At 71.7% G+C, this 20,268-nt stretch carries 20 protein-coding genes and 1 tRNA gene; 13 read left to right on the top strand and 8 right to left on the bottom strand.

The window, feature by feature from the left end; all coding sequences use genetic code 11:
• Nucleotides 1–37: 37 nt before the first annotated feature.
• Together U9R90_RS22820 and U9R90_RS22815 are read right to left on the bottom strand one after the other, a co-directional pair.
• Complete coding sequence (locus U9R90_RS22820; protein ID WP_411058519.1) at nucleotides 38–574, bottom strand: NUDIX hydrolase; 537 nt, start codon at nucleotides 572–574, stop codon at nucleotides 38–40.
• Complete coding sequence (locus U9R90_RS22815) at nucleotides 555–1,013, bottom strand: ASCH domain-containing protein (protein ID WP_411058518.1); 459 nt, start codon at nucleotides 1,011–1,013, stop codon at nucleotides 555–557. Before U9R90_RS22815 ends, U9R90_RS22820 begins: the two co-directional genes overlap by 20 nt.
• Nucleotides 1,014–1,154: 141 nt before the next feature.
• On the opposite strand from U9R90_RS22815, the gene U9R90_RS22810 reads away from it, so the two are divergent.
• The 4 genes from U9R90_RS22810 to U9R90_RS22795 all read left to right on the top strand — a co-directional run bounded on the left by U9R90_RS22810 (nucleotide 1,155) and on the right by U9R90_RS22795 (nucleotide 5,226).
• Complete coding sequence (locus tag U9R90_RS22810) at nucleotides 1,155–2,141, top strand: hypothetical protein (RefSeq protein ID WP_411058517.1); 987 nt, start codon at nucleotides 1,155–1,157, stop codon at nucleotides 2,139–2,141.
• A 134-nt stretch (nucleotides 2,142–2,275) separates the two neighbouring features.
• On the top strand, nucleotides 2,276–3,823 hold the full coding sequence (locus tag U9R90_RS22805; RefSeq protein WP_411058516.1) for an APC family permease: 1,548 nt from the start codon (nucleotides 2,276–2,278) through the stop codon (nucleotides 3,821–3,823).
• 142 nt (nucleotides 3,824–3,965) lie between these two features.
• Nucleotides 3,966–4,619 (top strand): molybdopterin-dependent oxidoreductase, encoded by a 654-nt coding sequence (locus tag U9R90_RS22800; protein WP_411059774.1) that lies wholly within the window; start codon nucleotides 3,966–3,968, stop codon nucleotides 4,617–4,619.
• Nucleotides 4,561–5,226 (top strand): cytochrome b/b6 domain-containing protein, encoded by a 666-nt coding sequence (locus U9R90_RS22795; protein ID WP_411058515.1) that lies wholly within the window; start codon nucleotides 4,561–4,563, stop codon nucleotides 5,224–5,226. Before U9R90_RS22800 ends, U9R90_RS22795 begins: the two co-directional genes overlap by 59 nt.
• 19 nt (nucleotides 5,227–5,245) lie before the next feature.
• Here the strand turns inward: U9R90_RS22795 and U9R90_RS22790 are convergent, their stop codons facing one another.
• The 3 genes from U9R90_RS22790 to U9R90_RS22780 form a co-directional block, all read right to left on the bottom strand.
• The gene (locus U9R90_RS22790; RefSeq protein WP_411058514.1) at nucleotides 5,246–5,749 is read right to left on the bottom strand and encodes a gluconokinase; all 504 of its coding nucleotides are present in this window, start codon (nucleotides 5,747–5,749) and stop codon (nucleotides 5,246–5,248) included.
• Nucleotides 5,750–5,913: 164 nt separating this feature from the next.
• On the bottom strand, nucleotides 5,914–6,408 hold the full coding sequence (locus tag U9R90_RS22785; RefSeq protein WP_411058513.1) for a YchJ family protein: 495 nt from the start codon (nucleotides 6,406–6,408) through the stop codon (nucleotides 5,914–5,916).
• A 166-nt stretch (nucleotides 6,409–6,574) separates the two neighbouring features.
• Nucleotides 6,575–6,659, bottom strand: a tRNA-Leu gene (locus U9R90_RS22780).
• A 230-nt stretch (nucleotides 6,660–6,889) separates the two neighbouring features.
• On the opposite strand from U9R90_RS22780, the gene U9R90_RS22775 reads away from it, so the two are divergent.
• From U9R90_RS22775 to U9R90_RS22765, 3 genes are all read left to right on the top strand, one after another.
• Complete coding sequence (locus U9R90_RS22775) at nucleotides 6,890–8,224, top strand: M20/M25/M40 family metallo-hydrolase (RefSeq protein WP_411058512.1); 1,335 nt, start codon at nucleotides 6,890–6,892, stop codon at nucleotides 8,222–8,224.
• A 203-nt stretch (nucleotides 8,225–8,427) separates the two neighbouring features.
• On the top strand, nucleotides 8,428–8,661 hold the full coding sequence (gene chpH / locus U9R90_RS22770; RefSeq protein ID WP_411058511.1) for a chaplin ChpH: 234 nt from the start codon (nucleotides 8,428–8,430) through the stop codon (nucleotides 8,659–8,661).
• Between the two features lie 138 nt (nucleotides 8,662–8,799).
• On the top strand, nucleotides 8,800–9,585 hold the full coding sequence (locus tag U9R90_RS22765; protein WP_411058510.1) for a chaplin family protein: 786 nt from the start codon (nucleotides 8,800–8,802) through the stop codon (nucleotides 9,583–9,585).
• Between the two features lie 260 nt (nucleotides 9,586–9,845).
• Here the strand turns inward: U9R90_RS22765 and U9R90_RS22760 are convergent, their stop codons facing one another.
• Nucleotides 9,846–12,422, bottom strand: a complete 2,577-nt coding sequence (locus tag U9R90_RS22760; RefSeq protein ID WP_411058509.1) for a helix-hairpin-helix domain-containing protein — start codon at nucleotides 12,420–12,422, stop codon at nucleotides 9,846–9,848.
• A complete protein-coding gene (locus tag U9R90_RS22755) occupies nucleotides 12,419–13,402 on the bottom strand; it encodes an aldo/keto reductase (protein ID WP_411058508.1) in 984 nt (327 codons plus the stop codon). Before U9R90_RS22755 ends, U9R90_RS22760 begins: the two co-directional genes overlap by 4 nt.
• A gap of 130 nt (nucleotides 13,403–13,532) precedes the next feature.
• Here U9R90_RS22755 and U9R90_RS22750 point away from each other — a divergent pair, with 130 nt between their 5' ends.
• Entirely contained in the window at nucleotides 13,533–14,588 is a 1,056-nt protein-coding gene (locus U9R90_RS22750) for an LLM class F420-dependent oxidoreductase (protein ID WP_411058507.1), read from the top strand.
• Between the two features lie 243 nt (nucleotides 14,589–14,831).
• Nucleotides 14,832–15,620, top strand: coding sequence for a ferritin-like domain-containing protein (locus U9R90_RS22745; protein ID WP_411058506.1), 789 nt, complete (start codon nucleotides 14,832–14,834; stop codon nucleotides 15,618–15,620).
• Nucleotides 15,621–15,637: 17 nt separating this feature from the next.
• Here the strand turns inward: U9R90_RS22745 and corA are convergent, their stop codons facing one another.
• On the bottom strand, nucleotides 15,638–16,630 hold the full coding sequence (gene corA / locus U9R90_RS22740; protein ID WP_411058505.1) for a magnesium/cobalt transporter CorA: 993 nt from the start codon (nucleotides 16,628–16,630) through the stop codon (nucleotides 15,638–15,640).
• A gap of 57 nt (nucleotides 16,631–16,687) precedes the next feature.
• On the opposite strand from corA, the gene U9R90_RS22735 reads away from it, so the two are divergent.
• The 4 genes from U9R90_RS22735 (at nucleotide 16,688) to mshC (ending at nucleotide 20,219) form a co-directional block, all read left to right on the top strand.
• Entirely contained in the window at nucleotides 16,688–17,383 is a 696-nt protein-coding gene (locus U9R90_RS22735; RefSeq protein ID WP_411058504.1) for a histidine phosphatase family protein, read from the top strand.
• A gap of 108 nt (nucleotides 17,384–17,491) precedes the next feature.
• Nucleotides 17,492–18,082 carry a DUF3090 domain-containing protein gene (locus U9R90_RS22730; RefSeq protein WP_411058503.1) on the top strand — a complete coding sequence of 197 codons (591 nt, stop codon included), beginning with the start codon at nucleotides 17,492–17,494 and terminating at the stop codon, nucleotides 18,080–18,082.
• On the top strand, nucleotides 18,046–18,873 hold the full coding sequence (locus U9R90_RS22725; RefSeq protein WP_411058502.1) for an SCO1664 family protein: 828 nt from the start codon (nucleotides 18,046–18,048) through the stop codon (nucleotides 18,871–18,873). The genes U9R90_RS22730 and U9R90_RS22725 overlap by 37 nt, the downstream gene beginning before the upstream one ends.
• 116 nt (nucleotides 18,874–18,989) lie before the next feature.
• Nucleotides 18,990–20,219, top strand: coding sequence for a cysteine--1-D-myo-inosityl 2-amino-2-deoxy-alpha-D-glucopyranoside ligase (gene mshC, locus U9R90_RS22720; protein ID WP_411058501.1), 1,230 nt, complete (start codon nucleotides 18,990–18,992; stop codon nucleotides 20,217–20,219).
• The last annotated feature ends 49 nt before the right edge of the window (nucleotides 20,220–20,268 follow it).

Here is a 20,268-nt window from a genome sequence, read left to right as displayed (position 1 = left end):
CGACCCTACCTCCGCCGCCCGTGCGGGGCGCAGCCGCTCAGTCCGCCGCCCGCTGGTCCTGTCCCGCGCGAAACGCCTGGAGTCGCTGGTACGCCGCGAGCCCGTCCGGCACCCACTCCCAGTCGGCCAGCCGCCGTTCCAGCTCCCGCTCGTCCAGGAAGGTGTGCCAGGCGACCTCCTCCACCTGCGGCCGCACCGGGAGTGTGCAGCGCACTTCGTAGAGGTACGACCACCAGCTGTGCTCCTCGGTGTCGTACAGGAACTTGAACAGCGGCCGTGGCCGCGGCAGTCCCGTGACGCCGAGCTCCTCCTCGGCCTCGCGGAGCGCCGCCGTGTCGTAGGACTCGCCCGCGCCGACCACACCGCCCACGAACATGTCGTACAGGGACGGGAACACCAGCTTGGTCGGGGTCCTGCGGTGGACGAACACCCGGCCGTCGGCGTCCCGCGCCAGCACGAACACGCACCGGTGCCGCAGCCGGTCGCGGTAGGCCGCACCGCGCGGGGCCTGTCCGATGACCCGGTCCCGCTCGTCGACGATGTCCAGGAGTTCGTCAGCGCTCATGCCCGCCATCCAAGCAGGCGGGCGGATCGATCCGTTCGACGACCCGGAAGCGCTCGGTGACGACCAGGGTGGCGTCGCCGACGCGGAAGGCCGGGTCGCCGAGGACCTCCAGCGACTCGGGGCTGTGCCAGAACCGCTCGTGCGCGGCACGCCACTCGGCCACCGTCTGGTCCCCCTCGCCCTCGTCGACCGCGTGCCGCAGATCGACGTCCGCGACCGGCAGCGTCCGCACCTCGGCGATCTCCACCACGGCGATGCCGCGCCCGTCGGAGTCGAGCAGGACACTCCGCGTACCGGGGACCGGCAACGCCTCGCCTTCGGCCTCGTAGTGGGCCAGCAGTCCGGTGGTCGTGGTCTTCGCCCCGGACAGCACGGCGGCGACCAGCTTGTCGCGCAGCGGTCCCGGAAAGGCGAGTTCGAAGGGTGGCAGAGCCGAGACGTCAGACATTCCGCCAGCGTACGCGCCGCGCGGCAGGAAGAGTGTCTGTGCAGGTGGGAGGGTGAACTGGCGGAAACGGGAGCGGAGTTGGACACCTGAACAGGTCCAGACCGGTCTTGACGCGGAGCTGTCACTACCGGTTTGCTGTGCGTGATCATCGCCCGCCTGCCGCCCTGTGGAGGAAGCCCGCTGTCCCCGCCACCACCCCTCGGGCGTTCCCGGAGACGGGGCGCACAGGGCTTTGACCCCGCACTCGACGACACCGAGCTGGTCGCCGCGCGCACCGCGCTGGACCGGGGCCGCTGGACCGAGGCCCGCTCGCTGCTCGCCGACACGGGTGACGACTGGGACCGCCGCGGACACCGTCTCGTCGTCCTGGGCCAGCCGCTCTCGACCGGGCCCTGGGCCCAGGAGTGGCGGCTCGCGGAGCCGGAGAGCGCGGACGCCGCCGCGCTGGCCGCCTCTGCGGCCGTCTTCCGCGCGTTACGCGGCAAGGAGCGCGCCGAACGCGCCCAGGAGGCGTGCCACGCCGCCGCCGCGCTGGCCGCGCCCGACCCCACGCCCTGGCTCGCCCTGCTCATCCTGGCCCGCACGCTCGGCACCGAGGAGGAGGTGGTGCGGCTCTTCGACGAGGTGCGCCACCGCCATCCGGGCCATCACCACGCCCACCACCTGATGGCCGCCCGGCTCGCCGAGCGGCGTACCGGGGCCGGGCAGGACCCGCTGCACGAGGTGTACGACTTCGCCTCGTGGGCGGCCGAACAGGCCCCGCCAGGATCGCCGTTGGCGGTGCTCCCGGTGGTGGCGCACGCCGAGCGGTACCGCGTGCTCGCCTCGGTCGGCAGCGAACCGGCCGACCCCGTGGCCTCCGGGCACTGGACGGGCCGCCGCGCCCGCGTAGTCATGAAGGCCGCGTTCGACTGGTGGCTCGAGTGGGGCGGCGGCACCCACCCGAGGAACCGGATCGACCTCAACTTCCTCGCCCACGCCAAGTTCTGCGAGGGGCGGGCGGCGGAGGCGGCCGCACTCTTCCACCGGATCGGGACGCAGGGGACCAGAGAGCCCTGGGCGTACCCGGACCGCGATCCGTACGTGGCCTTCCGCGCCGCCCGCAACGCCGCACTCGGCTCCGCCTGAGCTGCCTGACCCGCTCGACCTGACGGCTTGACCGGCCTGACCCGCTCGACCCGATGGCTTGACCAGCCTGACCCGCTCGACCTGATGGCTTGACCGGCCTGACACGTCCGACCCGATGAAAGGACAACCCTGCCATGTCTACGGGCAGATCGCGTACGACCGAGGGCATCAACACCTTCAAGGGGCAGGGCAGCGCCCTGCGCGCAGGGCGCCTCGGCACCATCGGCCTGCTGCTCTCCGTGCTGGCCGCCAGTGCGCCCCTCTTGGTGGTTGCGGGTGTCATGCCCACAACATTCGGCGTGATGGGGGTCGTCGGCACCCCGCTGCTCTTCGTGGTACTCGGCGTGGTCCTGATCCTGTTCAGCGTGGGATACGCAGAGATGAGCCGACACGTCCACAACGCCGGTGCCTTCTACGCCTACATCGCCCGCGGCCTCGGCGGAACGGCGGGCGTCGGCGCCTCGCTGGTCGCACTCGTCGCGTACTCCGCCATGCAGGTCGGTGTCTACGGCATCCTCGGCTTCGAGGTCTCTGTGCTCTTCGACCTCTACCTCGACATCGAACTCGCCTGGTGGATACCGGCGCTCGTGGCCGTCGCCGTGGTCGGCGTACTCGGCTGGCTGAAGATCGACCTGAACGCCAAGGTGCTCGGCGTCATGCTGCTCATCGAGGTCGCCCTGGTGGTCATCTTCAACTTCGCCGCCGTCGCCGACCCGGCCAAGGAAGGCCTGTCGCTGCACGCCTTCAACCCCGACACCCTCACCGGCGCCGGGCTCGGCACCGCCCTGTGCTTCTGCTTCGCCGCGTTCGTCGGCTTCGAACAGGCCCCGGTGTACGCGGAGGAGACCAGCCGCCCGCAGGTCGTCGTCTCCCGCGTGATGTTCCTGGCGGTGGGCTTCGCGGCGCTGTTCCTGGCCTTCAGCTCCTGGGCGCTGACCGTCGCCGCCGGACCCTCCTCGATCGTCGCCGCCTCGGAGGAACAGGGCCCCAACCTGCTCTTCGCCCTCACCGAGACCAGGCTCGGCGGAGCCTTCACCGACGTCCTGCACGTCCTGTTCCTCACCGGCATGTTCGCCGCCCTGCTCAGCTTCCACAACGTCGTCGCCCGGTACGCCTTCGCGATGGGCCGCGAGGGCCTGCTGCCCGCCGCCTTCGGCCGGACCAACTCCGCCAGTGGTGCCCCCGGCACCGGATCGCTGCTGCAGAGCGCGGTCTCCCTGGTCATCGTCCTCGCCTTCGTGATCACCGACGACGGTCCGGTCGGCGACCCCACCACACCGGTGCTGAAGCTGTTCACCTGGATGGGCAACGTGGGCGCGCTCGGCGTCATCACCCTGATGGCCACCGCTTCCGCGGCCGTGATCGCCTTCTTCGTCCGGCGCGGTGCGGCACGCGCCCAGGCCTGGCGGCTGGTCGCGGCCGCGATCGCCGGGCTCGCGCTGGCGGGCATCGCCGTCTACACGGTCAAGGACTTCGCGGTGCTGGTCGACTCGGGCCCCGGCTCGGCCCTGCGCTGGGTGCTGCCCGGCATCATCGCCGCCGCGGCCGTGATCGGCCTGGCGTACGGGGCGGTGCTGCGCACCAGGAAGCCCGAGCTGCACGCCCGGATCGGCCTGGGCAACGAGGCGTTCCAGCTGGAGAAGGCCGCTAAGTCGCGCGAGTCCGAGACCACGCGCGTATGACGGAAGTCTGACGTCACCCCGCGGCCCCTGGCCTTCAGCGGCCGCGGGTGCTCAACTCGGGAGGGTGAGCCCCACCCCGTACGACGAAACCGCAGACGCGGAGGCATCCGGCAAGCCCATCGGCCGCCGGATCGTCCTCGGCATGCTCGGCCTCGGTGCCGTCGGCCTCGGCGCCGCGCCGCTCCTGCAGCGCAGCGTCGAGGCCATCGCCCAGAAAGACCCCACCGGACTGACCGAGCTGCTCCCCGCGGGCGGTGGATTCCGCTACTACTCGGTCGCCGCCTCGGTCCCGCGCAAGAATGCGGACACCTACCGGCTGAAGATCGACGGCCTGGTCGAGCGCCCGGCCACGTACACCCTCGACCAGCTGCGCACGCTGCCGCAGACCCGGATCGTCCGCGACGTCCAGTGCGTCACCGGCTGGCGGGTCCCCGAGACGCCCTTCGAAGGCGTACGGCTCTCGGCACTTCTGGACGCCGCGGGGGTGCGTCCAGAAGGCCGAGCCGTGTACTTCACCTGCTTCGACGGGACGTACAGCGAGAGCCTCACGCTACGGCAGGCCCGCCGCAAGGACGTCCTGGTGGCGCTGCGGATGCAGGACAAGCCGCTCAGCCACGCACACGGCGGCCCGGCGCGGCTGTATGTCGCGCCCATGTACTTCTACAAGTCCGCCAAATGGCTGTCCGGGATCACCGTCACCGACAAGGTGCGCCCCGGCTACTGGGAGGAGCGCGGCTATGACGTCGACGCCTGGGTCGGCCGGTCCAACGGCCGCGACGACGCCCCGACCGTCTGACCCCACGCCCGCCGAAGGGCCCGCCCGCGTACGCCGGTTCACCCGCGCCGAGCGCTGGATCCACCGCACCACCGCCGCGCTGATGGGTCTCTGCCTGTTCTCGGCGGCCTGCCTGTACGTGCCCCAGCTCGCCCAGCTGGTGGGCCGCCGCTACCTGGTGGTCACCGTCCACCAGTGGTCGGGCCTGCTGTTGCCGCTGCCCTTCCTGGTGGGCCTCGTCTCCCGCGCGTTCCGCGCCGACCTGCGCAGGCTGAACCGCTTCGGCCCGCACGACCGGGACTGGCTGTGGGCCGCGCTGATGCGCAGGAAGGGCCGACGGCCCGCGGGGAAGTTCAACGCCGGCCAGAAGTCGTACGCGGGCTGGATCGCCGGTGCGGTCCTGGTCATGCTGGGCACCGGACTGCTGATGTGGTTCACGGACCTGGCGCCGCTGGCCTGGCGGACCTCGGCGACCTTCGTGCACGACTGGCTGGCACTGGCCGTGGCGGTGGTCGTCGCCGGGCATGTCGGTATGGCCATCGGTGATCCGGAGGCCCGGCGCGGACTGCGGAGCGGCACCGTGGACCGGGAGTGGGCGAAGCGGGAGCACCCGCTCTGGAAGCCGTAGACCCCCTGCCCGCGGCGGGCTACAGCTTGCGCAACTCGGCCGCGGCGCGCGCCGCGATCTCCTTCGGGGACGGGGCCACATCGACGGTGATCCCGGTCTCGTCCGACCCCAGCGGCTCCAGCGTCGCGAACTGCGAGTCGAGCAGCGAGCTCGGCATGAAGTGGTCCTCGCGCGCCGCCTGCCGCCCGGTGATCAGCTCACGGTCGCCGCTCAGATGGACGAAGGCGATACCGGGCGCCGCCGCCCGCAGCCGGTCGCGATAGGCGCGCTTGAGTGCCGAGCAGCTCACCACCCCGCCGTGCCCCGCCTGCTCCTTGGCCCACTCGCCGATCGTGTCGAGCCACGGCCAGCGGTCCTCGTCGTCCAGCGGGGTACCGAACGCCATCTTGGCGATGTTGGCCGCCGGGTGGAATCCGTCGGCCTCCGCGTACGGGACGTCCAACTCCGCCGCGAGCAGCTCTCCGACAGCGGACTTGCCCGCACCGGACACGCCCATCACCACCACGACCCGGTCGGCCTCCATGACTAACACCCTCTCTGCGTTTGCGCACGTCACCCACATGATGCCTGACCCGGTCAGGGTGCTGGAGAACCCCCCTGGACGAGCCCCATTGGCCTCGATTGGGCCCGATCGGGCGATGCGCGGGGACTCAGTGCGACGGGCTACGCGACGGGTGGTGCGCGGGGTTATGCGAGCGGTTGTTCGCCCGTGTCCCCGTGCGCTTCGCGGGTGTCCCCGTCCGTTTCGCGGGTGTCCCCGTCCACGTAGACCCAGTCCCCGCCGTCCAGCCGTACGAACCTGCTCACCTCGTACAGCGACCCCGGCCGCCCGTGATCGGAGTACCGGGCGCGGAACGTCACGGTCCCCGCACGGTGGAAGGCGGTGCCCTCGGTGGTCGCCAGGATCTCCAGGCCCACCCAGCGCGTCCCGCTCTCCAAGCCGATCCGCGGCGGCCGGGTGCTGGGATGCCACGTCCGCGACAGATACGCCTCGTCTCCGACGGCGAACGCGCTGTACCGGGACCGCATCAGCGCCTCGGGTGAGGCGGCCTTCGCCGCTCCGGAGTGCAGCCGCCCGCAGCACTCGCCGTAAGAGGCGGAAAGCCCGCAGGGGCAGGGTGCGGCGGCCCCCACGGCAGGGGTCCGAGAGGCACGGGAGGGCCGAGCGGCGCGACGAGACATACGGCCCATTGTGCACAGCGCCGCCAGCTCCCCGAGCCCTGGGCGGCGGGCGGCTGGCGGCACAGAAAAACGCGGGCCGTGACTGTGAAGTCACGGCCCGCGTTAAATATGTGTCCGAGGGGGGACTTGAACCCCCACGCCCGATAAAGGGCACTAGCACCTCAAGTGTCCGAGGGGGGACTTGAACCCCCACGCCCGATAAAGGGCACTAGCACCTCAAGCTAGCGCGTCTGCCATTCCGCCACCCGGACTAGGTGAGGGCACTAGCACCTCAAGCTAGCGCGTCTGCCATTCCGCCACCCGGACTAGGTGTCTGTCGGCCCCGGTCTCCCGCGGTGACGTGGAAAACCATAGCAAACATTCAGAGCTCCCTGATCACGCGTCCCAGCGGGCGGGGACGGCTCGGTCCCGGCCTTGGGTGTGCGGGGTCCGCGCGGGAGGATGGGAGGGACCACCAGCGGCAACTGCGGGAGGAAGCAGCGTGAGCGAGTCGAGCAGGGCCAACAAGGTCGAGGCCGTCACCGGCCAGGACGAGGTCGTGGACCTCTGCCGCGACCTGATCCGGATCGACACCAGCAACTACGGCGACCACTCGGGTCCCGGCGAGCGCAAGGCCGCCGAGTACGTCGCCGAGAAGCTCGCCGAGGTCGGCCTTGAGCCGCAGATCATCGAGTCGCACCCGGGGCGCGCCTCGACGGTGGCGCGGATCGAGGGCGAGGACCCCTCCAGGCCGGCGCTGCTCATCCACGGGCACACCGACGTCGTACCGGCCAACGCCCAGGACTGGACGCACCACCCGTTCTCCGGCGAGATCGCGGACGGCTGCGTGTGGGGCCGGGGCGCGGTCGACATGAAGGACATGGACGCGATGACCCTCGCGGTCGTACGCGACCGGCTGCGCAGCGGCCGCAAGCCCCCGCGGGACATCGTGCTGGCCTTCCTCGCCGACGAGGAGGCGGGCGGTACGTACGGCGCGCGGCACCTGGTCGACAAGCACCCCGACCTCTTCGACGGCGTCACCGAGGGGATCGGCGAGGTCGGCGGCTTCTCCTTCACGGTCAACGAGGAGCTGCGGCTGTACCTGATCGAGACGGCGCAGAAGGGCATGCACTGGATGCGCCTCACCGTCGACGGCACGGCGGGGCACGGCTCGATGACCAACAGCGACAACGCGATCACCGAGCTCTGCGAGGCGGTCGGGCGACTCGGCCGCCACCAGTGGCCGGTGCGGCCCACCAAGACCGTACGGTCCTTCCTCGACGAGCTCTCGGACGCGCTCGGCACCGAGCTCGACCCCGAGGACATGGAGGCGACGCTCGCCAAGCTCGGCGGCATCGCCAAGATGGTCGGGGCCACCCTGCGCAACTCCGCGGCGCCCACCATGCTCGGCGCCGGATACAAGGTGAACGTGATCCCCGGGCAGGCCACCGCCCATGTGGACGGGCGTTTTCTGCCCGGCTACGAGGAGGAGTTCCTGGCCGACCTGGACCGGATTCTGGGCCCCCGCGTCCAGCGCGAGGACGTACACGCCGACAAGGCGCTGGAAACGGACTTCGACGGCAAGCTCGTCGACGCGATCCAGTCGGCGCTCAAGGCGGAGGACCCGATCGCCCGCGCCGTGCCGTACATGCTCTCCGGTGGCACCGATGCCAAGTCCTTCGACGACCTCGGTATCCGCTGCTTCGGCTTCGCGCCGCTGAAGCTGCCGCCGGAGCTGGACTTCGCGGGCATGTTCCACGGTGTGGACGAGCGGGTGCCGGTGGACGGGCTGAAGTTCGGGGCGCGGGTGCTCGACCGCTTCATCGACGCCTGCTGAGACGTCCGCTGCGGCGTCTGCCGGGACGCCTGCCGCGGACACCTGCCGGGACGTCTGCCGCGGACACCCGTCCGTAATCGCTAGCGTGTGCCGCCCTGACTGAGAAGAGTGAATGCGCTCATAGGCTCGTAGCTTGATTACTCCCTCCTCGTTACAAGGTGTGCAGTCCGCGGCTGGGACTGCATTGCCAACTAGGAGGAATAATGATCAAGAAGGTCGCTGCTGCTGCGGCTGTCACTGGTGGTCTGGTGCTCGCTGGCGCGGGCATGGCCGTCGCCGACTCGGGTGCTCAGGGTGCCGCTGTGCACTCTCCCGGCGTTCTCTCGGGCAACGTCGTCCAGGCTCCCATCCACGTGCCGGTGAACGTCTGCGGCAACACGGTCTCCGTGATCGGGCTGCTGAACCCCGCCTTCGGCAACACCTGCGTCAACCAGTGACGTTGTGCCTCACCCCATGAGGGTCTGAGCTCATCGGCCCCGGAGTGCGAGCCATGCACTCCGGGGCCGATCGGCATTCGGCGCACGGGTCAGCAGGTCCGTGCGTACTCCGGAAGGTGGAAGGCAGGGAAGGAAGCTATGCGACAGGTCACGCGCAAAGGCCTGATCACCGTGGCGGCCGCGGGCGGCGTACTCGCCGTGAGCGGCGGCTACGCGCACGCCGACTCGGGTGCGAACGGCACGTCTTCGGATTCGCCCGGTGTGCTGTCCGGCAACACCGTTCAAGCCCCGGTGCACGCCCCGATCAACGTCTGCGGGAACACCGTGAACGTCATCGGGCTGCTCAATCCGACGGCGGGCAACAGCTGTGCCAACAGCTCCGGCGGCGGCTCCACGGACGGTTCCCCGGGCGGCTCCGACACCGGCTCGAACAACGGCGGCGCGGATCAGAGCGCGCCGTCCGGCGGCGGGGCCGAGGCCGACGGCAGCGGCAGCGGCTCACCCGGTGTCGGCTCGGGCAACGTCATCCAGGCGCCCATCGACGTTCCCGTAAACGCCTGCGGGAACACCGTCACCGTCGGCGGACTCGGCAACGGCACCACGGGCAACGACTGCGTCAACGACTCAGGTGAGGCGCCCCCCGAGGGCAACCCCGACCCCGAGCCGCCGAAGAAGCCGGAAACCCCCGACACGCCGAAGAAGCCGGAAGCGCCCGAGGGCCCGGCCAAGCCGGTGGAGCCGGTGGGGCAGAACAAGCCGGTCGAGCCCAACGAGCCGGGGACACAGATCGTCACCCCGCCCGAGGGCTCCGCGCAGCTCGCCAGGACCGGTAACGACCTGCCGGTCGGCCTCGCCGTTCCCGCGGGCGCGGGACTGCTGCTCGCGGGCACCGTGCTGTACCGCAGGGCGCGCCGCGCGGCCTAGCCGCTGGAGCGACACACCACGGAGTGGGCCCCGCCTTCGCGGGGNCGAGGACTTCATCGGCCACCTCCGCGGGACCATGGACGCGCTGCTCGCGAACGAGTACCAGGAGCGCCGCTGACCTGCGCCCCGGGGGGGGGGGGGGGGGGGGCCGGGCCCCGGGGGGGGGCCCCCCACCCCGAAGCGCGCGGTGTACGACTAGCCCGCCATCTCGCTATCCGGCCATCCCGTCATCTCCCTATCCCGCCCGTCCCGTCATCTCGCTATGCCGCCGACGGGACCTGGGCACACAGCAGGGCTCGCAGTCGGGTGGTGCGCTCCTTGGCCGGGACCTCCGCCACGGCCCGAGCCAGCGCCTGGTCTACGCCGTGCACCACGGACAGGTGGCGCTCCGCGCGCCCGAAGGCCGTGTACACCCACGCTCTGGTCAGCGCCCGCACCTCGTCTCCGGGCAGGACGACGACCACGGCGGGCCAGCGCTGGCCCACGGCCTGATGCGCGGTGAGCGCCCAGCCGTGCCGCACAGACTGCTCCACCCGCTCCTTCGGTACGACCACGGGCGTGCCCGCGCAGTCCAGGTGCAGCCCCTCGGCATCCGCGCGGACCACGCGCCCCGGCACCGCACGGCCGGGTGCCGGGGTGTGCACGACGCGGTCCCCGGGGTCGAAACCGCCGAAGCGGCCGGGGCCGGGGTTGAGGCGCTCCTTCAGGGCGGCGTTCAGTGCGCGGGTGCCCGCCGCGCCGCCGTGGCCCGGAGTGATCACCTGGGTGTGCTCGGCGGCGATGCCGATGGCCCTGGGCACCGAGTCCGCGACCAGCTGCACGGTGCGGTGCACCGCCTCGCCCGCGTCCCGCACGGGGACGATCACGACCTCCTTGTCGGGCGCGGCCACCTGGTTCAGCTCGCCGATCGCGATGCCCGAGACCAGCTCGCCGAGCGGGCCCGGGTCGGGGGTGCGGGAGACGATCTGCGGGCAGACGCGGGCGGCCAGCAGATCCGCGAAGACCCGCCCGGCGCCGGCCGACCACAAGACGGCCGGGTCGCCGCTGAGCACGAGTCGGGCGCCGTCCGGCAGCGACTCCACGAGCATCGCGGCGGTCTCCACGTCCAACTGCGGCGCGTCCAGAACCACCAGGAGATCGAGGGCCAACGCACCTTCCGCGTCCCGCCCCGGCCCTTCGGCGCCGGACAGCAGCCCGGACACGGTGACCACGGCCGAGTCCCGCTCCCCGCCGCCCGCCCCAGTACCGTGCTGCTGGGCGCCCTGCCTGTCCGGGTGCGCCCCGGTGTCGTCGGGACCGCCGTGCCCGTGCCCGTCTCTGCCCGCTCTCGTGCCGTCCGGACCGCCGTGCCCGTGTCCGTCCCCGCCCGCTTCCGTGCCGTCGGCCGCGCGCTCCGGTCGGTCCGTGCGCGCTCCCGTGCCGTCGGGCGCGCCCTCAGGCTGGGCCGTGCCCGGAGCCGTGCCGTTCTGTTCGCCCTCTGTCCCGACCGCGGTGAGCAGCCGGGCGAACCGGTCCCGCCCGTCCGCGCTGTGCGTGGCGGCACACACGCGCAGGCCGAGCTCGCGCGCGGCGGCGACCAGGGTGGCGGGCTCGGACCTGGCCGCCTCCCCACCGGTGTGCAGCACCAGCCCATGCCCTGCTGCGGCCCGCAGCAGCTCGGCCGCCGAGCCCCGGGACGTCGCGGCGGACTCCCAGCGGGCCTGCTCGGAACCGTCGTCCTTGGCCGACGAGTTGACGATCCGGGCCAGCCCGTCGGCGAGGCTCTCCTCGGCGAGCGCGCAGCGTTCCAGTCCGACGCGAACTTGTACCGGGCGCTCCTCGTCGTCTTCGGCGGGCGCGGGAGCGTCTTCTACGGCGTCCTGGAAGACGAGTACGTCCCCCTCGGCGATCGCGCTCTGCACCGCGGCGTCCGGGTCGGGGACGCCACGCTGCCCGAGCGCGGCCTGCAGGGCGGAGGCGTCGAGGACGGTGTGGCCTGCCAGCGCGGCCTGTTCGAGCAGCCAGACCGCGACCGCCCGGCCCCTGCGCTCGTCGTCCGGGCCGCAGGCGTCGCCCAGCAGGGCCCTCGCGAAGCCGTCGGCCTGCTCGGGGCGTACCCCCGCGATCCGGAGCAGCAGCCAGGGGTCGTCCCGCAGTTGGCCATCGGCGCCGTCACCGAGTACGGCGGCGGCCTGCTCGGCGAGGGTGCTGGGCGCGCCGCCCTCGGTGAGTACGGCCGCCACCGAGGCGACGGTCTCCGACGCGGGCCGCACCCGGTCCGGCGACGCGGGCCGGGCGGGCTCCGGCGCGGCGGGCCGCGGCGCGGGCGCGGGCTCCCGGAAAACGGCGGCCACCGGCTTGGCCCCGCTCTCCACAGCCCGCACGGCCGCCAGCAGATCGGCCGCCTGCCCACTCAACTTGGTCCCACTCTCCACGGGCCCCTGCTTCTCGGCCTTCCGGTGCTCGATCCGCTCCCGCAACTCCCGCTGCGCGGCCAACTCAAGCTCAGCCTCAGAGGGCCCACTGGCCTCCGCGCCCTCGGCACCTTCGCCCGCGGCGGCTCCGCCCGAGCCCTCCCCGGCGGTGGTCGGTCCGGCGGCGTCGACGTCCAAGGCCTCGTCCGAGGCGGGCTCCTCCGCGGCGGCCTCGTCCGCGGCAGAGGAGCCCGCATCGGCCTCGCCGTCGGCGCCCGGGGGCGACGCGCTCCCGTCGGCGTGCTCGACGCCCGGCGCGTCGGGCAGCGCGGTCTCGGCGCCGTCCGCGGTGGGCTCCTGCGCGGGCGCGCCCGGCGCTGCGGGCACCCCCGCGCCGGGCGTGGCCGCCCCGGTCTCCTCCGCGGCGGCGGACTCCGTAGTCACAGCGTGCTCCAGAACTGGTCGGGGTAGCGGTGCACGGGCGCTGACACGTCGTCGAGCGCCTGGCAGATCTCGTCAGGAAGACTAAGGGTCTCCACTGACAATGCCGCCGTGAGCTGCAGCGCGTTGCGCGCGCCGATGATCGGTGCGGCGACGCCCGGCCGGTCCCTGACCCACGCCAGGGCGACCTGCAGCGGTGTCGTGGCCAGCCCGTCCGCCGCGGTGGTGACCGCGTCCACGATCCGGCTCGCCGCGTCGTCGAGGTAGGGGGCGACGAACGGAGCGAGGTGCTCGGAGGCGCCACGGGAGTCCGCGGGCGTGCCGTGCCGGTACTTTCCGGTCAGCACCCCGCGCCCGAGCGGCGACGACGGCAGCAGTCCGACACCCAGGTCGAGCGCCGCGGGCAGCACCTCGCGTTCCACACCGCGCTGCAGCAGCGAGTACTCCAGCTGCGTACTGGCCAGCCGCGTACGTATGCCCGGTGCGGCCAGCTGCCAGGTCGCCGCCTTGGCCAGCTGCCAGCCGCAGAGGTTGGACACGCCCACATAGCGCGCCCGCCCGCTGCTGACCGCCAGGTCCAGCGCCTGGAGCGTCTCCTCCAGCGGCGTGTACGGGTCGAAGGCGTGCAGCTGCCAGAGGTCGACGTGGTCGGTGCCGAGCCGCTCAAGTGACGCGTCCAGCGCCGCCAGCAGATGCCCGCGGGAGCCGTCGAAGCGCCGGTCGGGGTCCGGGACACTGCCCGCCTTGGTCGCGATCACCAGGTCACGGCGCGGGACCAGATCCTCGATCAGCTGTCCGAGCATGTACTCGGCCTGCCCGTCGCCGTACACATCCGCGGTGTCGACGAGCGTGCCGCCCGCCTCCCAGAACACCTTCAACAGATCGGCGGCGTCGTGCTCGTCGGTGTCCCGTCCCCAGGTGAGCGTGCCGAGTCCGATCCGGGACACACGCAGGCCGGTACGGCCGAGATGCCTCTGCTCCATGGGCGCTGAGATTACTGGCCGGAGTTCACCCTGTGGTGGGCCTGTGGACAACCGAACCCTGACGGATCGTGCGCCGGCGCGCTAGAGTCCCCGCAACACTGACGTTACTGATGAGTAAGGGGATCGGCCCATGCGACTCGGGATCAACCTCGGCTACTGGGGTGCCGGGATGGACGCGGACAATCTCGCCGTCGCCAAGGAGGCCGACAGACTCGGCTACGCGGTCTGCTGGGCCGCCGAGGCGTACGGCTCGGACGCCCCCACGGTGCTGTCCTGGGTCGCCGCGCAGACGGAACGTATCGACGTCGGCTCGGCGATCCTGCAGATCCCGGCCCGACAGCCCGCGATGACCGCGATGACCGCGGCCACCCTCGACTCGCTCTCCGGAGGCCGCTTCCGCCTCGGGCTCGGCGTCTCGGGCCCGCAGGTATCCGAGGGCTGGTACGGCGTGAAGTTCGACAAGCCACTCGGCCGCACCCGCGAGTACGTCGAGATCGTCCGCAAGGCGATGGCCAGGGAGCGGCTGTCGTACGAAGGCGAGCACTGGACGCTGCCGCTGCCCGGTGGCCCCGGCAAGCCGATCAAGCTCACCGTGCACCCGGCGCGCGAGCACATCCCCGTCTACATCGCCGCGATCGGCCCGAAGAACCTTGAGCAGACCGGCGAGATCGCCGAGGGCGCCCTGCTGATCTTCCCGTCCGCCGAGCACCTCCAGGACACCGCGATCAAGCATCTCAAGGCGGGCCGCGAGAAGGCCGGGCTCACCATGGAGGGCTTCGACGTCTGCCCGACGGTGCCGCTCGCACTCGGCGCCGACAAGGACGTCCCGGCGCTGGCCGACATGTTCCGTCCGTACACCGCGCTCTACGTCGGCGGCATGGGCAGCCGCAAGCAGAACTTCTACAACCAGCTGGCCCAGCGCATGGGCTACGAGAAGGAAGCCGCCGAGATCCAGGACAAGTACCTGGACCGCGACAAGGAGGGCGCGGCCGCCGCCGTACCGCAGAAGCTGATCGAACAGACCACCCTGCTGGGCTCGGTGGACCGCATCGCCGACGGAATGCGGGCCTACGCCGCGGCCGGTGTCACCACCCTCACCCTGGCCCCCGCCGGGTTCACCCTGGACGAGCGGATCGCCTCGCTCCGCGCGGGCACCGAAGCCCTGGAGCGCGCCGGAGTGGCGTAATGCCCTGGGAGTAAGTTCTGCGGCCGTGGTGGGGGCTCGGGGGTCTTCCCCGCCACGGCCGTCACCCGTACAACGCCCCACGCACCGGACGGTTACGGGACACGCCGCCCGCCTATGGCCCGACTGCCTCCCGCTAAACCCCAGATCCCCCTATCGGCGGAGTTGTCTGGCGTACCTGTTGCCCAACAGCCCGCAGCGGACTTCACTCGTAGGTGCTGCGGTCCCTGCTAGGAGGTGGCGGTCATGCTCTCGGCCAGGAGTCTGTTCCAGGAGATCATCGACAACGACGAGTCGTATCGGCTGTTCTGTTCGATCGCTGCGAGCGGGGAGACCCAGGGCGGCTGGGAGAACGCGCGCATCGCGGCCCTGATTCCCGACAGCCAGCGCGCACTCGCCCCGAAAGTCGTACGGCACGGCGCGGACGAGGACAAGCACGGCCGGATCTTCAACGCCCTGATGAAGAAACGCGGCCTCACCCCCGTCGAGGTCCCCGAGGACACCGACTACACACTCCTGCTGGAGAAGCACGGCATCGGGCTCGCGCACGAGCAGCTGCGCCGCGACGAGAAGCTCAGCGAGCACGACATCATCACCTACCTGTCGCACAGCCGCGTCACCGAGCAGCGCGCCGCCGACCAGATGGTGATGCTCCGCAAGTACTTCGCCGACCACCCCGAGGTCGGCAAGGCCGTGACGATGATCTCGAACGACGAGGACAACCACCTCGCCTACTGCCACGAGGAACTCCTGCGGTTCGCCCGCGAGGGCCACGGCCGCACCATCCAGCGCATCCTGCACGACTGCGCCCTCGCCGAGATCCGCATCTACCGTGACGTCAGCCTCGCCGTGATGGCCCGGATGGGCCGCATCCTGGGCTGGTCGAAACCCAAGGCCGCGGTGCTCGCCGCGGGTATCCACGCCATGTACGCCTACGAGCGCGTCGCGGGCTGGCGGCGGATGGTGTCCCTGACGATGCCTGAGCGGCGCGACGCGCTCGGCGGACCCGCGACCTCGGCCGCGGAGTTCGCCTAGCGGGGCGGCCGCGGGGTCTACAGCCAGCCGCGGCGCTTGAACTGCCGGTACAGGCCGTACACCAGGCCCGTCATGAGCACCAGCACTCCGGGGTAGCCCCACACCCACGTCAGTTCGGGCATCAGGTCGAAGTTCATGCCGTAGATGCCCGCGATCATCGTCGGCACCGCGGCCATCGCGGCCCACGCCGAGATCTTGCGCATGTCGTCGTTCTGCCGTACGCCCGTCTGCGCGAGATGCGCCGAGAGGATGTCGGAGACCAGCCGGTCCAGGCCCTCCACACTCTCGTTGGCACGCGTCAGATGGTCGCTGACGTCGCGGAAGAACGGCTGCGCCCGCGCGTGCACGAACGGCACCCCGGCACCCGAGAGCCGCGTCATCACCGCCGCCAACGGGACGGTGGCGCGGCGGAACTCCAGTACCTGCCGCTTGAAGCCGTAGATCCGCGCCGCCATGTGCCGGGTGTCGCCGCCACCCGGCTCGAAGACCCGCGCCTCAAGCTCCTCCAGATCCAGATGGAGCTCGTCCGCGACTTCTATGTAGTGGTCGACCACGGCGTCGCTGACCGCGTACAGCACCGCGGTCGGCCCGTGGCTGAGCACGTCGGGATCGTCCTCCAGACGCTTGCGTACGGCGCCGAGCGGGGCGCCGATCCCGTGCCTGACCGTCACCACGAAGGAGTCGCCGATGAACACCATCAACTCGCCCGAGGTCACCCTGTCCACCGAGTCGTCGTACGCGATCGGCTTGAGCACCACGAACAGCGAGTCGTCGTAGACCTCGAGCTTGGGCCGCTGATGCGCCTTGAGCGCGTCCTCCACCGCCAGCGGGTGCAGCCCGAACTCCTCGGTGACCCGGTCGAACTCGGCCGGCGTCGGCTCATGCAGCCCGATCCACAGAAAGGCGTCACCCGTGGCACGCGCCTCCTGAAGGGCCCGCGAGAAGTCCTCGGGCCCCGGCGTACGGCGGCCGTTGCGGTAGATGGCGCAGTCCACGATCACGGCGCGCATTCTTCCCCGATCCGGGCCCGCCCGCACGTCCCTGACTCCAGGCCCTAGGGTGGCGGCATGCCGACGTTGATCCTCGTCCGACATGGGCGGTCGACCGCCAACACCGCGGGCCTGCTCGCCGGCCGGACGCCAGGCGTCGGCCTGGACGAGCTCGGCGGCGCCCAGGCCGCGGCCCTGCCCGAGCGGCTCGCCGCGGTCCCGCTGGTCGCGGCCGTCAGCAGCCCGCTGCAGCGCTGCCAGGAAACCCTCGCGCCGCTGCTCGCCGCCCGCCCCGGCCTCGCCCTGCACACCGAGGAACGCATCAACGAGTGCGACTACGGCGACTGGGCCGGGCGCAAGCTCGCCGAGCTGATGGACGAGCCGCTGATGGAGGTCGTGCAGCAGCACCCGTCGGCGGCCGCCTTCCCCGGCGGCGAGTCGATGCCCGCCATGCGCGACCGCGCGGCCCAGGCGGTCCACGACTGGAACGCGCGCGTGGAGCGCGAGCACGGCCCGGACGCCGTGTATCTGATGTGCTCGCACGGCGACGTCATCAAGTCCCTGGTCGCGGACGCCCTGGGCCTCCATCTGGACCTCTTCCAACGGATCTCGGTCGAACCCAGCTCGATCACCGCGATCCGCTACACCCGGCTGCGCCCCTTCCTCCTGCGCCTCAGCGACACCGGGGACTTCGGCTCGCTGGTACCGCGCGCGAGCGACCCGGGAACCGGCACATCGGACGCGACCGTAGGTGGCGGTGCGGGAGCACCGTGATCGTCGCCCGCAGTAGGGTGAACTAGTCGCACCAGTCGCGGCACCAGCCCAAGAGTCAGCCCAAGAGTCAGTCGCAGAGTCAGTCGATACCGAGGGAGAGGCCAGGACGTGTCCCGTCAGGTGTTCCTCTATGACCCACCGGAACGCTTCGTGGCAGGTACGGTCGGGCTCCCCGGGCGCCGTACGTTCTTCCTCCAGGCCTCGGCCGGAGGCAGGGTCACCAGCGTCGCCCTGGAGAAGACCCAGGTCGCCGCGCTCGCCGAGCGCATGGACGAACTGCTCGACGAGGTCGTACGGCGCAGTGGGGGCAGCGCTCCGGTACCCGCCGTGGCGCCCGCCGAGATCACGGACAGCGCGCCACTGGACAATCCGGTCGAGGAGGAGTTCCGGGTCGGCACCATGGCGCTGGCCTGGGACGGCGACGAACAGCGCATGATCGTCGAGGCGCAGGCCCTGGTCGAGCTGGACGCGGACGACGAGGAGGGCCTGGCCGAGGCCGAGGAGCGGCTGCTCCAGGACGACGAGAACGGCCCCCCGATGCTCCGGGTGCGCCTCTCCGGCACCCAGGCGAGGGCCTTCGTCAAACGCGCCCTGGACGTCGTGAACGCCGGGCGTCCGCCGTGTCCGCTGTGCAGCCTGCCGCTCGACCCGGAAGGACACGTATGCCCGCGCCAGAACGGATACCGTCGCGGAGCGTGACGACCAGCGTGGAGCTGCTCACCCACGGCGAGCTCTCCGTGCGCGGCCAGATCCGCGAGGCCTCCAACGCGGTGCTGTTCTGCTCGGTCGCGTACGAGGGCGAGCGCGCCTCGTGCGTCTACAAGCCGGTCGCGGGGGAGCGACCGCTGTGGGACTTCCCCGACGGCACCCTCGCCCAGCGCGAGGTGGCCGCGTACGAGGTCGCCGAGGCGATGGGCTGGAGCCTCGTACCGCCGACCGTGCTGCGGGACGGACCGTACGGCGAGGGCATGTGCCAGCTGTGGATCGAGGCGGCACCCGAGGACTCGGCACCAGAGCTCCTCGCCCTGGTGGACCGCGAGGAACCGGCGGACGGCTGGAAGGCCATCGGCTTCGCCGAGGTCGAGCAGGGCCGCACCGCGCTTCTGGTGCACGCCGACGACCCCCGGCTGCGGCGGCTCGCCGTCCTGGACGCGGTGATCAACAACGCCGACCGCAAGGGCGGCCACCTGCTGCCGACCGCCGACGGACAGCTGTACGGCATCGACCACGGCGTCACCTTCAACGCCGAGGACAAACTGCGCACGCTGCTGTGGGGCTGGGCGGGGGAGCCGCTGACCGACGAGGCCGTCGAGGTGCTCGGCCGCCTCGCCACCGACCTGGACGAGGGCCCTCTCGCCGCACGCCTGCCCGAACTGATCACCCAGACCGAACTGGCCGCCCTCCGCGCCCGGGTGGCGGCCCTCCTGGCGAGCGGGCGGCACCCGGCACCGTCAGGCGACTGGCCCGCGATCCCCTGGCCACCCGTCTAGGGGGAGACACCCTCTAGGGTCTCAGCACGTCCCAGCCGGTCGCGCAAGGGTGCCGAATCGGCTAAGGTCACCCGTCCGGTTCGTATCCGGAACATCCGTCCGGTTAGGCTCAAGACATGCATGCCTGGCCAGCCTCCGAGGTCCCCGCCCTGCCCGGCACGGGCCGCGACCTCACGATCCACGACACCGCGACCGGTGAACTCGTCACGCTTGAGCCCGGTCCCGTCGCCCGCCTCTACGTCTGCGGCATCACCCCGTACGACGCCACCCACATGGGTCATGCGGCGACCTACAACGCGTTCGACCTCGTGCAGCGCGTGTGGCTCGACAACAAGCGGCAGGTTCACTACGTGCAGAACGTGACCGACGTAGACGATCCGCTGCTGGAACGCGCCCAGCGCGACGGTGAGGACTGGACCGAGCTCGCGGAGCGCGAGACGGCGCTCTTCCGTGAGGACATGACCGCGCTGCGGATGCTGCCCCCGAGGCAGTACGTCGGTGCCGTCGAGTCGATACCCAAGATCGTCCCCCTGGTCGAGCGCCTGCGGGACAGCGGCGCCGCCTACGAGCTCGAGGGCGACATCTACTTCTCCGTGGAGTCGGACACCCACTTCGGCGAGGTCTCCGGGCTCGACGCCGAGGCCATGAAGCTGCTCTCCGCCGAGCGCGGCGGCGACCCGGAGCGCCCGGGCAAGAAGAACCCGCTCGACCCGATGCTGTGGATGGCCGCCCGCGAGGGCGAGCCGAGCTGGGACGGCGGCAGCCTGGGCCGCGGCCGGCCGGGCTGGCACATCGAGTGCGTCGCCATCGCCCTGGAGTACCTGGGCATGGGCTTCGACGTCCAGGGCGGTGGATCCGACCTGGCCTTCCCGCACCACGAGATGGGCGCGTCCCACGCCCAGGCGCTGACCGGCGAGTACCCCTTCGCCCGGTCGTATGTGCACGCGGGCATGGTCGCCCTGAACGGCGCGAAGATGTCCAAGTCCAAGGGCAACCTGGTCTTCGTCTCGACCGTGCGCCGCTCCGGCGTCGACCCGGCCGCCATCCGCCTGGCGCTCCTCGCGCACCACTACCGCGCGGACTGGGAGTGGACGGACCAGGTGCTCAACGGTGCCGTGGAGCGGCTCGGGCGCTGGCGGGCCGCGGTCTCCCGGCCGGACGGCCCGTCCGCCGACGCCCTGGTGGAGGAGATCCGTACAGCCCTCGCCAACGACCTGGACTCGCCCGCCGCGCTCGCGGCCGTCGACCGCTGGGCCGGTCTGCAGGAATCAGCGGGCGGTACGGAGGAGGGGGCGCCCGGTGTGGTCTCGCGCGCCGTCGACGCCCTGCTGGGTGTCGCCCTGTAGGACGCCATGACGGGAGGCGCCGGAGCCGCCGGGGGGGGGCCGCCCCCCC

The sequence above is a fragment of the Streptomyces sp. E11-3 genome (genome assembly GCF_046540415.1).
Taxonomy (GTDB): Bacteria; Actinomycetota; Actinomycetes; order Streptomycetales; family Streptomycetaceae; genus Streptomyces.
The sequence above is the reverse complement of the archived record's forward strand: the minus strand, read 5'-3'. Positions and strand labels throughout refer to the sequence as shown.